Raw genomic sequence first — 13,829 nt, forward strand, 5'->3', positions numbered from 1 at the left:
GTCGGCATGGCCCCTCCGTCAGACCCGATAGATAGGGGGCCCGGGCGATATTCCCATGCTTATACGGCTTCGAGGCCGTAGGCGGAATGCAGCGCGCGCACGGCCAGTTCGGCATAGGCGGCATCAATCAGGACGCTGATCTTGATTTCCGAGGTCGAGATGGCCTGGAATTTGATGCCCTTGTCGGCCAGGGCCCGGAACATGGTCTGGGCGACGCCGGCGTGACTGCGCATGCCGACCCCGACCACCGAGACCTTGGCCACATCCTCGTCGAGGCGGATTTCCTGAAAGCCGATGTCGGTCTGGGCCGCGCGCATCAGCTCGGCGGCGCGGGTGGCATCCCGGCGGCCCGTGGTGAAGGTCAGATTGACCGCGCCTTCGGTGCGCGACTGACTCTGGACGATCATGTCGACATTGACCCCGGCCTCGGCCAGGCGGGTGAAGACGTCGGCCGGGGCGTCGGTGCGGTCATCCAACCCCAGAAGGGTGATGCGGGCCTCGTCGCGGCTCATGGTGACGCCGGACACGATACGTTTTTCCACGATCTCTTCCTCGTCGCAGATCAGGGTGCCGCCCTTGTCGGGAAGCACGCCATGATCGTCGGGTTCAATGAAGCTGGACAGCACCCTAAGGGGCACTTTTTTCGCCATGGCCAGTTCGACCGAGCGGGTCTGGAGCACCTTGGCCCCCAGCGAGGCCATTTCCAGCATTTCCTCGTACGAAATCCGCTCCAGCCGACGGGCGCGGCTCTCGATGCGGGGGTCGGTCGTATAGACGCCGTCCACGTCGGTGTAGATGTCGCAGGGACAGTTGAGCGCCGCCGCCACCGCCACCGCCGAGGTGTCGGATCCGCCCCGGCCCAGCGTGGTGATGCGCCCGCCGGCCGTCACCCCCTGAAAGCCCGGCACCACGGCAATCTCGCCGCCGTCGACGGCCAGACCCAGGGCCTCGCCCGGAATGTCGATGATGCGGGCCTTGCCGTGCTGGTCGTCGGTCAGGATGGGGATCTGCCAGCCCATCCAGCTGCGGGCGCGCAGGCCCATATTGCGCAGCGTCAGGGCCAGCAGGCCGGCTGTCACCTGTTCGCCCGAGGCGACCACGGCGTCATATTCGTCATCGGTGGGGTCGATTCCCTGGGCGGGCCGGCCCGCGCCGTCGGTCCAGGCGACCAGCTCATTGGTCTTGCCGGCCATGGCCGAGACAACCACGGCCACACGCCGTCCGGCATTGTATTCGGCGGCCACGATCCGCGCCGCGCGCCGGATCCGGTCAAGGTCGCCCATGGAGGTCCCGCCGAACTTCAGCACAAGGCGCGTCATTCTGACCGGGATCCTCTCTTGAAACTGATGTCGGGGGCGTTCATGCCATGCCCATGGGCGCTTCTAACGACACGGCCGGGCCGCGCAAACCGAAAACCGATCCGGGCCAGGCCTCGGGTCCGACGTACAGCGTCGATCCGACGGATGTGGCGCGCTTTTCGGCGCTGGCCGAGACCTGGTGGGACCCCAAGGGGCCATTTGCGCCCCTGCACCGTTTCAATCCCGTGCGGCTGGGCTTTATCCGGCGCGAGGCGCTGGCGCGGTTCGGGCGCGACGGCACGGCACGGCGCCCGTTCGAGGGGCTGCGGCTGCTGGACATCGGTTGTGGCGGCGGCCTGCTGTCCGAGCCCATGGCGCGGCTGGGCTTTGAAGTGACGGCCGTCGATGCGTCAGAGAAGAATATCGGCACGGCGCGCCTGCATGCCGAGGCGCAGGGGCTGACGATCGACTTTCGCCACGGCACGGCCGAGGGCCTGATGGCGGCGGGTGAGCCGCCGTTCGACCTGATCCTGAACATGGAGGTGGTCGAGCACGTCGCCGATCCGGCCGCCTATCTGCACGATACGGCCGCCATGATCGCGCCGGGCGGGATGATGATTGTGGCGACGCTGAACAAGACGCTGAAGTCGCTGGCGCTTGGCAAGGTGGCGGCAGAATACATCCTGCGCTGGGTGCCGCCGGGCACCCATGACTGGAACCAGTTCATCAAGCCCGAGACGTTGAAGGACTGGCTGGAGGCGGCGCCCGGCGTGGCCGCGCGCGGACCGTTCGGTGTGACCTATGACCCACTGTCGGGCCGGTTCTCGGAGAGCGGCGACGTCGGCATCAACTATATGATGATCGCCCAGCGCGACTGAACCTTACAGAGATTTCATCAAGATTTCAGACTTGTAACGGGAAGGGGCGCGGTCCGGGGCGTAAGGGTGAGGCTCAAGCTTTACCGGAGATGATCCCCATGAAACGCACCCTTCTGACCGCTGCCCTGATCGCTGCGGGCCTCGCCACCTCGGCCTGTGTGACCATCATCGACGCGAGCCATGACGAGGGCTGGCGCGCCAAGGCCGCCACCCCGTTCGACGAGGCGCGCGACCAGTGCCGTCAGACCGCCGATGTAAACAGCCGGGCTTTCGAGACCTGCATGGCCGGGCACGGCTGGACCCGTGACTAGTCTGTCGGGCAGCGCGTATTGAGCGCGGCCGCCTCAAAGCGCCATTCGACGCTGCGAGGCGTGCCGGCGATCTCGCCGTCGATGCGCGCCTTGAGCCCGTCACTATCGCGCTCGTAGCGAATATGGGTGGGGAAGTCGTTGTCCGGATTCGAGAAGACGACGAAATCCTCGCCCTGTGCAGTCAGGGTGAACCGCACCTCGTCCTGACCTGAGGGTTTGACGACATAGACCGCCCCGCCGTCCGGCAGGGTGGTGATGAAGGCCAGTTCAAAGCCGACGCGCCCCTGCGGCGACACGGTGACGGCATGGCCGGCCATCAGGCCGACGCGGGGATCGCTCCAGGTCTCGGACGCCTCGCGCCCGTCCGAACAGTCGAGCCAGTAGCCGCTCATCCAGCCTAGGCCAGCGATCGGATCCTGCACGGGCGTAGCCGTGGAGAGAAATGCGGCGGCGAGGGCGGGCAGCAGGGACATGGCGAGGCTCCGGTTTCGATGTCCCGGTTCTAGACCGGTTCCGGCCCGCCGGGCTTGTAGGTTTGCGACGCGATGGCGCGCGCCAGCTCGACCTGTTCCCGTGCCCATTCGGTGGCGGTACAGCCCAGGAAGCGGCGAAAGTCGCGGGCCAGCTGCGGCTGGTCGAAATAGCCGGCGCCCAGACCGGCATCCAGCCAGCCCTCGGCGTCCTCGGCCATGGCATGATCAAAGACGCGCCGGAAGCGGATGACCGAGCGCAGGGTGCGCGGCGCGATGCCGACCCGGTCGAGAAAGCGGCGTTGCAGGGCGCGGCGGGCAGCGGCATCACGGGCCGGCAGGGGCTGGTCGGCATGAAGGGCCTCGACCTCGGCCCGAACCCGCGGGTCGAGGGTCCAGGCCCCGGTCCGGCGTTCACCCTCCAGCCAGTCCAGCATCACATGCGCCTGCGCCTCGGGATCGCCGGACGGAGGCGAGAGGCCCCCAAGCCGTGCGGTCATGTCCAGCCGCTGGTCGGTGGCGGTGCGGAGGGACTGGCCCAGCCAGTCGCGCGCGCCGTCGGGGTGAAAACGCAGGGCCACCATCTCGACGGGTCCGGTCGGGCGGATGGCGATGGGCCGGGTCATCTGCCCCGCGAACAGGGCGTGAGGCTGCAGGCGAAAGGTGCCGTCGGTGTCGGCCTCTTCATAGGGATCGCCGAGGTCGAGGATCAGTTCGGGACAGCCGTCGGGGGCGATCCGCTGGATCGTCCGGCTGGGCCGGGGACAGGCGTAGGTCCAGACCTTGCGCACCCAGGGGCGGAGCGCCTCGGGCGGGTCGACCTCGTGATAGCGCTCCCCCGTATCCACCCTCAGTGTGCCTTCGACGGGTCCGGCGGCGGAGCCGGAAGGAGCGCGCAGGGGATGCCGTCTTCCTTGAGCGCCCTGACCTCCTCGGCGGTGGCTTCGCCATAGATTTCACGCTGTTCGGAGATGCCTTCGTGGATGGCGCGCGCCTCGCGGGCGAAGGTGTCGCCGACATAGTCGAAATTGGCCTCGACATGGGCCCGGACCTTCTTCGCCATGTCGCTCATCAGGGTCTGGAGGGGCGCGTCGGGGACGGCGCGCTTCTTCGTCCCGGCGACGGCCGGAGCCATGATCTGTTTCGCCACCTCGCGTGAGCCGCAGAAGGGGCATTCCACTAGGCCCCGGGCGGCCTGATCGTCATAGTCGGACGAGCTGGAGAACCAGGCCTCGAACGGGTGGTCAGCCGCACAGGAAAGGGCGTAGCGGATCATGCGTCGCTCGCGGAGCGGAAGGGGCGGTCGTGGGTCAGGGCCGGGATGGCGCGGCGGGCGCGGTCCACGGCATCAAGGTCCAGCGAGGCGTGCAGGATGCCGGGCCGGTCGTGATCGAGGGCGGCGATCACCTTGCCCCAGGGGTCGACCACAGTAGACCGGCCCCAGGTGGCGCGACCGTCTTCGTGGGTTCCGCCCTGGGCCGCCGCCAGCACGAAGGCACCGGTCTCGATGGCGCGGGCGCGCAACAGGACCTGCCAGTGGGCCTCGCCGGTGGGCACGGTGAAGGCGGCGGGGACCGTGATCATACGGACATCGGGGCGGGCTTTGGCCAGGTCGCGATAGAGCTGGGGGAAGCGCACATCATAGCAGATGGAAAGCCCCAGACCGCCCCACGGGGTGTCGGCCACCACGGCACGCTCTCCCGGGCGAACGACCTTGCTCTCGCGCCAGCTCTCGCCCGTGTCGAGATCGACGTCAAAGACGTGCAGCTTGTCGTAGCGGGCGGTGATGCGGCCGTCGGGGTCGATCAGCAGGGCGCGGTTGGCGGCGCGACCGGCCGGATCGTCCTCGGCCTTCACCATGACCGAGCCGACCTGCAGCCAGATGCCGAGGTCACGGGCGAGGGCCGCGAGGCCCTGCACGGCAGGATCGTCCGCCTCGGGCAGAAGGGTGGCGCGGCCTTCGCTGCGCCGCTCGAGGCGGTTGGTCGCCTCGGGCGTCAGGACCAGTCTGGCGCCTTCGCCTGCCGCCTGACGGATCAGGGGCGCGACGTGATCCAGACCGGTCGCACTGGTGGCCGGCGTGCGGGTCTGGATCAGGGCGATGTCGAGCGGCTCGGCCATGGCGGGGTGTCAGGCCTCCAGCAGGGGGTCCAGTCCGCCGCGGGCGTCGAGGGCGTGCAGGTCGTCGGAGCCACCGATATGGCGGTCACCGATGAAGATCTGCGGGAAGGTGGCCCGGCCGCCCGACTTTGCGGTCATCTCGGCCTTGAGTTGGGGGTCGTTGGAGGCGACGACCTCCTGATAGTCCACGCCCTTCTTCTTGAGCAGCATCATGGCCGAGATGCAGTAGGGGCAGCCCGGTTTGGTATAGAGGACGACGTCGGACACTGGCGGTTACTCCGTTGGTTGCAGATGGGGGATGAGCCCCCGGACGGGCGGATTGTTCCCCTATCTAGGCATTGTGCGGGCGGTCTGCACCCGGGCAACGACGGCGAGGTCCACGGCGCGGGCCCCGGCGTCCAGCAGGGCGCGGGCGCAGGCCTCGGCCGTGGCGCCGGTGGTCAGCACATCATCGACCAGCAGGATGCGCCGGCCGCGCAGACGGCCCCGGCGCTCTTCGGGCACGGAGAAGACCCCCTTCACATTCAGCTTGCGGCCCCGGGCGCCAAGGCCCCCCTGAGAGGCCGTGGCGGCCCGGCGCACCAGACTGTCGGGCAGATAGTCGAGACGTTCGGCGCGGGCGAGGGGTCGGGCGATCTCGGCGGCCTGGTTGAAGCGGCGGGACAGCAGGCGCGAGGGGTGGAGCGGCACCGGCACCACGGCGTCGGCCTGCTCCAGCAGGGGGCGGGCCGAGCGCGACAGCCAGCGCGCGAACAGCGGGGCCAGAGGCTGATCGTCGGCGTGCTTGAACCGCAGGATCAGCGGGCGTGATCCGTCGTCATAGAGACAGGCCGCGCGGGCGCGCCCGAAGGCCAGCGGATGGGCGAGGCAGGGCGCGCAACGACCTTCGGCAAAATCGCCGGAGTCGACGGTGAAGGGCGCGCCGCAGCCGTCGCAAACCGGGTCCTCCAGAAAGGTGATGCGCGACCATTCCGCCGAGGTCAGGGCCGCCCCGATGCGGCCGGCGGGGCCCGGAGCTTCGGGCGGCGGCAGGATCAGATCGGCCAGTCCACGCCCGAAGGCGCGTGCGAAAGACTGGACACGCGCGCCCGGACCGGCTTTCCAGAAGTCGCCCTCAGCCCCCATATCGATCCGCATGACCCCCACGTCCGCTCCGCCTCGTCTGTTCGACCCTGCCCGCAGGAAGGCGCGGGTGCAACGGGCCGAGCGTGCCGGGACGCCGGTCGACTTTCTGCACCGGCGCGCGGCCGAGGGGCTGGCGGACAGTCTGGATGCCATTCCGCGCGACTTCTCCGTCGTCGTCGATCTGTCGCCGCGCGCCGGGATCTTCGCCGAGGTGCTGGCCGACCATGATGCGGCGGCGCGGCTGGGGCCGGTGACCACGCCGGTGCCGCTGGCCGACCGGGTCGTGCCGGGCGAGGGGGCGCTGGGGCTGGAGGACGGGTCGGTCGATCTGATCGTCTCGGTGCTGGGCCTGCACTGGGCCAATGACCTGCCGGGGGCGCTCAGCCAGATCCGGCGGGCGCTGAAGCCGGATGGTCTGTTTCTGGGGGCGATGTTCGGGGCGGGGACGCTGATCGAGCTGCGCGATGTGCTGACCCGGGCCGAGCTGGAGGAAACGGGAGGGGCGGCGCCGCGGGTCTCGCCCTTTGCCGACGCCCTTGATGCGGCCGGTCTGATGCAGCGGGCCGGGTTCGCCCTGCCCGTGGTCGACGGGGATACGGTGGCGGTGCGCTACCGCGACATGAGTGTTCTGGTCCGGGACCTGCGGGGGATGGGCGAGGCGGGTGCGCCAGAGGGGCCGAAGCCATCCCTGTCGCGCCGGACGGTGGCCCAGGCGGCGGGGCTCTATGAGGAGCGATATTCGGTGACGAGCGACGATGCGCGGCCGAGGGTGCAGGCGACGTTCGAGACCCTGTTCCTGACCGGCTGGGCGCCTTCGCCCGATCAGCCGAAGCCGTTGAAGCCGGGGTCGGTGGCGCCCGGGTTTCGGGTGGCGCCGCGAAACGGCTAGCCGCCGATCGCGGTCTTCAGCGTGTTCATGGCGGTGTTGAAAATGCCCGACCCGGAACCGCCAAAAGCGGTCAGGGCCGACAGAATGACCAGAAAGATCAGCGAGATGATCAGGCCGTACTCCAGCGAGGTGGCCCCGGAGTCGTCCTTGAGGAAGCGGCGTAGCAACAGCATGGCCCCCTCCCGTGGTGGCTGAGCGCTTTCCCGAAAAGTGTAAGCGGTTTTCGGTTAAGAAAGCGCGTTGATCGTCAGAGCAGGTCGCGCAGCCAGGCGACCAGGGGTTCATCGGCCGGCGGCATGGGCCAGTCCGACAGCTGGTTCGGCCTCACCCACTTCAGCGCGGCATGTTCATGCGCCACGACCGTGCCCGACCAGCGTCGGCACAGATACAGTGGCATCAACAGGTGAAAGCTTTCGTAAGCGTGGCTGGCGAAGACAAAGGGGGCCAGGCAGCTCTGGCTGACCTCTATGCCCAGCTCTTCGCGCAGTTCGCGGATCAGGGCCGCCTCGGGCCGCTCGCCCGGCTCGACCTTGCCGCCGGGAAACTCCCACAGACCGGCCATCTGCTTGCCCTCGGGCCGCTGGGCGATCAGCACCCTTCCATCGCCATCGATCAGGGCCACGGCGACGACGAGAACGGTGGGGAGGGTCATGAGAGGCTGTCTCGTACGGCATCAAGGTCCTGGCGTGCGTAGAGGACGCGAAGGACGATCAGGCGATGGCTGTCGAAGGTGTAGAGCACAGCTGCTATGCGGCGGATGGTCAGGATACGCAGTGTGGGTCGATCAATGTCGAACAGGGGTGCGCTTTCCGGGAAGACGGATACGCGGTCTATCGACCGGTCCATGGCAGCCTCGACAGCACGAGCTCCCTGCGGGCTTTCCAGGGCAATGCCCGTCAACAGGGCAATGCGTTCCGAGAGCGCTCTGCGACGATAGACGATCTCACGCGCCACGTTTGGCGGCGGCCCCGTTGATCGCTTCATCTGAAAGGGTGCGGACGGTCGGGAGGTCCACGAGGTCACCCATGTCGGCGAGGGCTTCGTCGGCAATGGCGTTCAGATACGAAACGGCGCGATGGCGCGTGTCCAGCGCGCGAACGGCATGACCGAGCGCCTCTTCGGTCGAAGTGAAACGGCCGGAGGCGACGGCGTTGTCCAGAATGGAGGCGGTCTCGGGGTCGACCGCCACGGTGCGAGGCTTTGCGCTCATGGCCTGATCCTACTCCAATCAGCTCCGATAGTCGCCGTTGATCTCGATGTAGCGTTTGGTCAGGTCGCAGGTCCAGACGGTGGCGGAGGCCCGGCCGGCGCCGACGTCGACGGTGATGTCGATCTCGGCATTCTTCATATAGGCGCTCATCTTCGCCTCGTCGTAGGTGGACGACGGGGCGCCGTCGACGGCTGCGACATGGGGGCCGAAGCGGATCGCGAGCCGGTCGCGGTCGACGGGCTCCTCAGTCTTGCCGACGGCCATGACCACCCGTCCCCAGTTGGCGTCCTCACCGGCAAGCGCAGTCTTGACCAGCGGGCTGTCAGCGATCGACTTGGCCAGCTTGCGGGCCGAGGCAGGCGAGGCTGCACCGTCCACCGTGACCTTGACGAATTTGGTCGCGCCCTCGCCGTCGCGGACCAGCTGATGGGCGAGGTCGAGCATGACGCCGTCGAGGGCGCGGGAAAAGTCCTTGAGCCGACGATCACCGACCCGGCCTATGCGCGGCGCGCCCGAAGCCCCGGTCGCAAACAGCAGGCAGGTGTCATTGGTCGAGGTGTCGCCGTCGACCGTCACCGAATTGAAGGTGGTCCGCACATGCAGGCCCAGCATAGCGCGAAGCACGTTCGGGTGGATGTCGGCGTCGGTGACGATGAAGGCCAGCATGGTCGCCATGTCGGGCGCGATCATACCCGAGCCCTTGGCGATCCCGGCCATGCGGACGGTGTGGCCCTCGATCCTGCATTCCGCGTACGACCCCTTGGGGAAGGTGTCGGTGGTCATGATGCCGCGCGCGGCGGCGGTCCACTGGTCGGACGCAGGGGTGTCGGCGTCGAGCCGGGTCTCGACCTCGCCGAGGCGGGTGGCGATCTTGCGGTCGTCGAGGGTGACGCCGATCACCCCGGTCGAGGCCAGCATGACATCGCGCTGGCGACAGCCGAAGCGCTTGGCGACCTCGGAGGCGGTGCGCCGGGCGGCATCCGCGCCGGGCTTGCCGGTAAAGGCATTGGCACAACCGGCATTGACGACCAGGGCGCGGACGTCCTTGCCGCCCTCGTCGCCGTCCAGATGGCGGCGGCACCAGTCGACCGGGGCCGAGCCGATCTTGTGTCGGGTGAAGACCCCCGCGCAGCTGGTGCCCCGGGCAAAGCGGAACACCACCAGATCGTCACGCTGGTGTTTGTAGAATCCGGCCCGGGCGGTGGCGATCTCGACCCCGCCAACGGTGCCGATGACCGGGAAGGGGACGGCCAGCGGCGAGATTTCCAGCCCCGGCTTGCCCGGTGCTGCGGGCGCAGGGGTCGGGTCGGCCGGTTTGGCGCCGCGCTTCAAGGCGGCGGTGAAGGGATCAAAGGCCTTTTCCAGCGAGGAGCGGCCGGTGGATTTCGGCTTGGGCGGCTTCATTCGCCGGTCCCTGCGGACGGAGGGGCCGAGGCCGGCTCCTCGACGGTAGATTCGGGCTCGGCGCCGAGCAGGAATTCGACATCGGCCCGGCCGCGCAGCCCCTCCAGCAGCTGGCGCACGCCCTCATAGGTCAGATAGCGGACGATCTGGGGGCGGGCCTGTTCAAGCGTGGGCGGGGTCTCTCGCCGGCGATCCTCGACCCGGACGACAGCCCAGCCGCCTTCGGTCTGGAACGGGCCAACGGTCGAGCCCGCGGGCTTGTCACGCAAGGCGTTGGCGAAGGCTTCGGGCAGAACATCAAGGGTGCGATAGCCCAGGTCGCCGCCCGAGAAGCGGGTGGCCTCATCGATCGAGCTTTCGGCGGCCACGGCCTCGAAGGCGGCGCCGGTGCCCAAAACGCCCATGACGGTCTCGGCCTCCTCGCGGGTGCGCGACAGGATCAGGCGGATGCGGACCTCTTCCGAGGACCGGGCCAGCCGCAGTTGCTCCTGATAGAGCGCCTCGACGGCCTGATCGGTGATGGTGCCGTTGACCACCGCCTCGACCAGCACATCGCCGAGGATACGGTCGCGGGTGACCTCAAGACGGCGCTGGACCAGCGGGCTCTCGTCCAGACCCCGGCGTTCGGCCTCGCGGGCCAGCAGCTTCTGGTCGATGACCTCGTCCAGAACGCGGCGGAACAGGCTGGACGTGACGTCCAGGGGCTCGCCCTCGCCGATCAGGCCCTGGGCCACCGCCTCGCGCTTGACGTCCGAGGCCCAGATGGTTTCGCCCGCGACCCGGGCCACGGCCTGGTCACCCGGTTCCGGCGGGCGGTCGCTGCCCCGATCCCCGCTACAGGCCGCAAGGGTGAGAGCCAGCATCAGGGCGGTCAAAAGAAACACAAACGGATTGGACGACAGTCGCATGCGGCGCTCCTCGGTCCGGGCGAAGGGAATACGGCCTTTGGGGCGTGTCCGGGAAAGTCCGGCTGAATGCCCCTCGCGTTGACAGGGATAAGGCCGGTGCTTAAGTCCCGCCTGCGCCCAAGTCGAGGGGTTTCCACCGTTCGCGTGGCCGGGTTTCGGGGTTTTTGCCCCTCCGGCGCCGGATGATGCGAAGGCCTCCGCCGGGATGGCGTGTATCGCTGCTCGCCCAAGCCCCCATAGACAGGGCCCCACAGACTGAGCCTGTCCGCTCACCGTAGTTTTCCGGATCCTCCATGCTCGGCTTTGCCAAGAAATTTATCGGTTCCTCGAACGACCGCAAGGTCAAGGGCTTCATGGCCCAGGTCCAGAAGATCAACGCCCTGGAGGACAAGTTCGCCGCCCTGTCCGATGGCGAGCTTCGGATGATGACCGACGCCTTCCGGGACCGGCTGGCCAAGGGCGAGTCGCTGGACAAGCTGCTCAATGAAGCCTTTGCCGTCGTGCGCGAAGCATCCAAGCGGGTGCTGGGCCAACGCCAGTATGATGTCCAGCTGACCGGTGGCATGATCCTGCACGAAGGCGGGATCGCCGAGATGCGCACCGGCGAGGGCAAGACGCTGGTGGCCGTGGCGCCGGTGTATCTGAATGCGCTGGCGGGTAAGGGCGTGCACGTCATCACCGTCAACGACTATCTGGCCAAGCGTGACGCCGAATGGATGGGCCGGGTCTATCGCTTCCTCGGCATGGAAGTGGGTGTGATCGTCAACGGCCTGTCTGGCGGACAGCGCCAGGCCGCCTATGCCGCCGACATCACCTATGGCACCAACAATGAGTTCGGCTTCGACTATCTGCGCGACAACCTGGTCTACGACCGGCGCGAGATGGTCCAGCGCGGCCACCACTTCGTCATCGTCGATGAGGTCGACTCCATCCTGATCGATGAGGCGCGCACGCCGCTGATCATCTCGGGCCCGACCGAGGACCGGTCCGACCTGTATGTGACGCTGGACGGCATCATCAAGGAGCTGATCCAGGACCCCGCCAATTTCGAGGTCGACGAGAAGCAGCGCCAGGTGCTGCTGACCGAAGAGGGCTCGGAGGCCATCGAGGCCATTCTGGAAGAGCGCGGCCTGTTTGCCGAGGACACGACCGGCCTGTATGACGCCGCCAACATCAGCCTGGTGCACCACGCCAACCAGGCCCTGCGCGCCAATACGCTGTACCTGCGCGACAAGGACTACATCATCCGGTCTGACGAGGTGATGCTGATCGACGAGTTCACCGGCCGGATGATGCAGGGCCGCCGCCTGTCCGAGGGCCTGCACCAGGCGCTGGAAGCCAAGGAAGGCGTCAAGATCCAGCCCGAGAACCAGACCCTGGCCTCGGTGACCATCCAGAACTATTTCCGCCTGTATTCCAAGCTGTCCGGCATGACCGGCACGGCTGCGACCGAGGCCCAGGAATTCCTCGACATCTACAAGATGGATGTCATGGAGATCCCGACCAACCGGCCGATCAAGCGCATCGACTATGACGACGAGGTCTATCGCACCTCGCGCGAGAAGAATGAGGCCATCGCCAAACTGATCGCCGAACGCCATCTGGCGGGGCAGCCCATTCTGGTGGGCACGGTGTCGATCGAGAAGTCAGAGACCCTGTCGAAGCTGCTGCAGACCTATGAGTACAAGGTCGAGGTGGATCGCACCCTGAAGTCCGAGTTCAAGGGCCGCGAGAAGGAGGCCCAGAAGGCCGGCGATGCGGCCTATGACATCCGCTATGAGACCCGGCTGAAAGGCATTCCTCACAGCGTGCTGAACGCGCGTCAGCACGAGCAGGAAGCCTTTATCGTCGCCGAGGCGGGCCTGCCGGGCGCAGTGACCATCGCCACTAACATGGCCGGCCGCGGGACCGACATCCAGCTGGGCGGTAACCTGGAGATGCGCCTGCAGCGCTGGCGTCAGGACCAGCGCAATATGGGCGTCGAGGTCACGCCCGAGAGCGAGGCCGCCCAGGAGGCGCAGTTCAAGACCGAGATTGCCGAGCAGCGCGCCATCGCGCTGGAGGCCGGGGGTCTGTTCGTGCTGGGCACGGAACGCCACGAAAGCCGCCGGATCGACAACCAGCTGCGCGGCCGGACCGGTCGTCAGGGCGACCCGGGCACGTCGAAATTCTACCTGTCGTGCGAAGACGACCTGCTGCGGATCTTTGCCGGAGACCGGCTGGATTCGATCATGAAGACCTTCGGCGTGGCCGAAGGCGAGGCCATCACCCACCCGTGGCTGAACAAGGCCATCGAACAGGCCCAGAAGAAGGTCGAGCAGCGCAACTACGACATCCGCAAGAACCTTCTGAAGTACGACGACGTCGTCAACGACCAGCGCAAGGCGGTGTTCGAACAGCGTCAGGAATTCATGGACGCAACCGACATGTCGGAGCTGGTCGGTGAGTTCCGGCACGATGTGATCAACGATCTGGTCGAACGCTATATGCCGCCCAAGGCCTATGCCGAGCAGTGGGACATCGACGGGCTGGACGAAAAGGTCCGCTCGACCCTGGGTCTGGAGCTGCCGCTCAAGGACTGGGCCGCCGAGGAAGGCGTGTCGAACGAGGAGTTCGAGGAGCGTCTGCTGGCCGCGTCGGATGCGCGCGCCGAGGAGCGGCTGAAGCTGATCGGCGACGACCGTATGCGGGGACTGGAGAAGCAGTTCCTGATGCAGATGATCGACATGCAGTGGCGCGAGCATCTGGTGCATCTGGACCATCTGCGCGGCGTCATCGGCCTGCGCGGCTATGGCCAGCGCGACCCTCTGAACGAGTACAAGACTGAGGCCTTCGCCCTGTTCGAAAGCCTGCTGTACGACCTGCGGCACAATGTGACCCGCTGGCTGATGACGGTCGAGTTCCGCTTCGAGCCGCCGCCCCAGATGCCCGAGTTCGAGGAAATCCACCTCAATCCCGGCACCGGCGAGAACGAGATGGCCAACCCCAATGCCCAGCTGCCGGAAGGCCGTCTGGACGGGGACGACCGGTCGCGCATGCCGGTCGAGATGCTGCCGGAAGGCTGGCAACGCACGGGCCGCAACTCGCTGTGCCCCTGCGGCTCGGGCCGCAAGTTCAAGCACTGCCACGGAAGTTTGATCTAGGGCGCATTGCGCCGCGCTAACGCTCGCGACGCGGTCGCTCGCTGCTTGAGCGCGAGGCCGGGTAGACGGATG

Annotated in this window: 17 protein-coding genes; 4 read left to right on the forward strand and 13 right to left on the reverse strand. The window is 67.5% G+C overall.

Going from position 1 to position 13,829, the window contains the following annotated elements; translation table 11 throughout:
• Nucleotides 1-59: 59 nt before the first annotated feature.
• Entirely contained in the window at nucleotides 60-1,319 is a 1,260-nt protein-coding gene (locus B4K74_RS12515) for an aspartate kinase (RefSeq protein ID WP_286693216.1), read from the reverse strand.
• A 53-nt stretch (nucleotides 1,320-1,372) separates the two neighbouring features.
• Between B4K74_RS12515 and ubiG the strand changes: the two genes are divergently transcribed.
• Both ubiG and B4K74_RS12525 read left to right on the forward strand, forming a co-directional pair.
• Nucleotides 1,373-2,176 (forward strand): bifunctional 2-polyprenyl-6-hydroxyphenol methylase/3-demethylubiquinol 3-O-methyltransferase UbiG, encoded by an 804-nt coding sequence (gene ubiG, locus B4K74_RS12520; RefSeq protein WP_286693217.1) that lies wholly within the window; start codon nucleotides 1,373-1,375, stop codon nucleotides 2,174-2,176.
• A gap of 98 nt (nucleotides 2,177-2,274) precedes the next feature.
• Entirely contained in the window at nucleotides 2,275-2,487 is a 213-nt protein-coding gene (locus tag B4K74_RS12525) for a hypothetical protein (RefSeq protein WP_286693218.1), read from the forward strand.
• Here B4K74_RS12525 and B4K74_RS12530 read toward each other — a convergent pair.
• From B4K74_RS12530 to B4K74_RS12555, 6 genes are read right to left on the reverse strand one after another with little or no spacing between them, the layout of a single operon-like run.
• Nucleotides 2,484-2,960, reverse strand: a complete 477-nt coding sequence (locus tag B4K74_RS12530; protein ID WP_286693219.1) for a DUF6265 family protein — start codon at nucleotides 2,958-2,960, stop codon at nucleotides 2,484-2,486. The genes B4K74_RS12525 and B4K74_RS12530 overlap by 4 nt on opposite strands.
• Before the next feature lie 29 nt (nucleotides 2,961-2,989).
• Nucleotides 2,990-3,805: a DUF6597 domain-containing transcriptional factor gene (locus tag B4K74_RS12535; protein WP_286693220.1), complete on the reverse strand. Its 816-nt coding sequence runs from the start codon at nucleotides 3,803-3,805 to the stop codon at nucleotides 2,990-2,992.
• Between the two features lie 2 nt (nucleotides 3,806-3,807).
• Entirely contained in the window at nucleotides 3,808-4,233 is a 426-nt protein-coding gene (locus tag B4K74_RS12540) for a DUF1178 family protein (protein WP_286693221.1), read from the reverse strand.
• A complete protein-coding gene (locus B4K74_RS12545; RefSeq protein ID WP_286693222.1) occupies nucleotides 4,230-5,078 on the reverse strand; it encodes a carbon-nitrogen hydrolase family protein in 849 nt (282 codons plus the stop codon). Before B4K74_RS12545 ends, B4K74_RS12540 begins: the two co-directional genes overlap by 4 nt.
• 9 nt (nucleotides 5,079-5,087) lie before the next feature.
• Nucleotides 5,088-5,345: a glutaredoxin 3 gene (grxC, locus tag B4K74_RS12550; protein ID WP_286693223.1), complete on the reverse strand. Its 258-nt coding sequence runs from the start codon at nucleotides 5,343-5,345 to the stop codon at nucleotides 5,088-5,090.
• Nucleotides 5,346-5,405: 60 nt separating this feature from the next.
• The gene (locus B4K74_RS12555) at nucleotides 5,406-6,215 is read right to left on the reverse strand and encodes a ComF family protein (RefSeq protein WP_286693224.1); all 810 of its coding nucleotides are present in this window, start codon (nucleotides 6,213-6,215) and stop codon (nucleotides 5,406-5,408) included.
• Between B4K74_RS12555 and B4K74_RS12560 the strand changes: the two genes are divergently transcribed.
• Nucleotides 6,214-7,092, forward strand: coding sequence for a methyltransferase domain-containing protein (locus B4K74_RS12560; protein ID WP_286693225.1), 879 nt, complete (start codon nucleotides 6,214-6,216; stop codon nucleotides 7,090-7,092). The two genes, B4K74_RS12555 and B4K74_RS12560, sit on opposite strands and share 2 nt — an antisense overlap.
• On the opposite strand, the gene B4K74_RS12565 is transcribed toward B4K74_RS12560, so the two are convergent.
• The 6 genes from B4K74_RS12565 to B4K74_RS12590 all read right to left on the reverse strand — a co-directional run bounded on the left by B4K74_RS12565 (nucleotide 7,089) and on the right by B4K74_RS12590 (nucleotide 10,614).
• The gene (locus B4K74_RS12565; RefSeq protein ID WP_286693226.1) at nucleotides 7,089-7,265 is read right to left on the reverse strand and encodes a Flp family type IVb pilin; all 177 of its coding nucleotides are present in this window, start codon (nucleotides 7,263-7,265) and stop codon (nucleotides 7,089-7,091) included. The genes B4K74_RS12560 and B4K74_RS12565 overlap by 4 nt on opposite strands.
• Before the next feature lie 74 nt (nucleotides 7,266-7,339).
• Complete coding sequence (locus B4K74_RS12570; protein WP_286693227.1) at nucleotides 7,340-7,744, reverse strand: (deoxy)nucleoside triphosphate pyrophosphohydrolase; 405 nt, start codon at nucleotides 7,742-7,744, stop codon at nucleotides 7,340-7,342.
• Nucleotides 7,741-8,046, reverse strand: a complete 306-nt coding sequence (locus tag B4K74_RS12575) for a type II toxin-antitoxin system RelE/ParE family toxin (RefSeq protein ID WP_286693228.1) — start codon at nucleotides 8,044-8,046, stop codon at nucleotides 7,741-7,743. Before B4K74_RS12575 ends, B4K74_RS12570 begins: the two co-directional genes overlap by 4 nt.
• Entirely contained in the window at nucleotides 8,036-8,302 is a 267-nt protein-coding gene (locus B4K74_RS12580) for a ribbon-helix-helix domain-containing protein (protein ID WP_123286233.1), read from the reverse strand. Before B4K74_RS12580 ends, B4K74_RS12575 begins: the two co-directional genes overlap by 11 nt.
• 18 nt (nucleotides 8,303-8,320) lie before the next feature.
• Nucleotides 8,321-9,706: a bifunctional glutamate N-acetyltransferase/amino-acid acetyltransferase ArgJ gene (gene argJ, locus B4K74_RS12585; RefSeq protein ID WP_286693229.1), complete on the reverse strand. Its 1,386-nt coding sequence runs from the start codon at nucleotides 9,704-9,706 to the stop codon at nucleotides 8,321-8,323.
• Nucleotides 9,703-10,614, reverse strand: a complete 912-nt coding sequence (locus B4K74_RS12590; RefSeq protein ID WP_123286235.1) for a peptidylprolyl isomerase — start codon at nucleotides 10,612-10,614, stop codon at nucleotides 9,703-9,705. Before B4K74_RS12590 ends, argJ begins: the two co-directional genes overlap by 4 nt.
• 293 nt (nucleotides 10,615-10,907) lie before the next feature.
• Between B4K74_RS12590 and secA the strand changes: the two genes are divergently transcribed.
• Nucleotides 10,908-13,757 carry a preprotein translocase subunit SecA gene (secA, locus tag B4K74_RS12595; RefSeq protein WP_286693230.1) on the forward strand — a complete coding sequence of 950 codons (2,850 nt, stop codon included), beginning with the start codon at nucleotides 10,908-10,910 and terminating at the stop codon, nucleotides 13,755-13,757.
• The last annotated feature ends 72 nt before the right edge of the window (nucleotides 13,758-13,829 follow it).

The organism is Brevundimonas sp. UBA2503 (assembly GCF_002341485.1).
GTDB lineage: Bacteria > Pseudomonadota > Alphaproteobacteria > Caulobacterales > Caulobacteraceae > Brevundimonas > Brevundimonas halotolerans.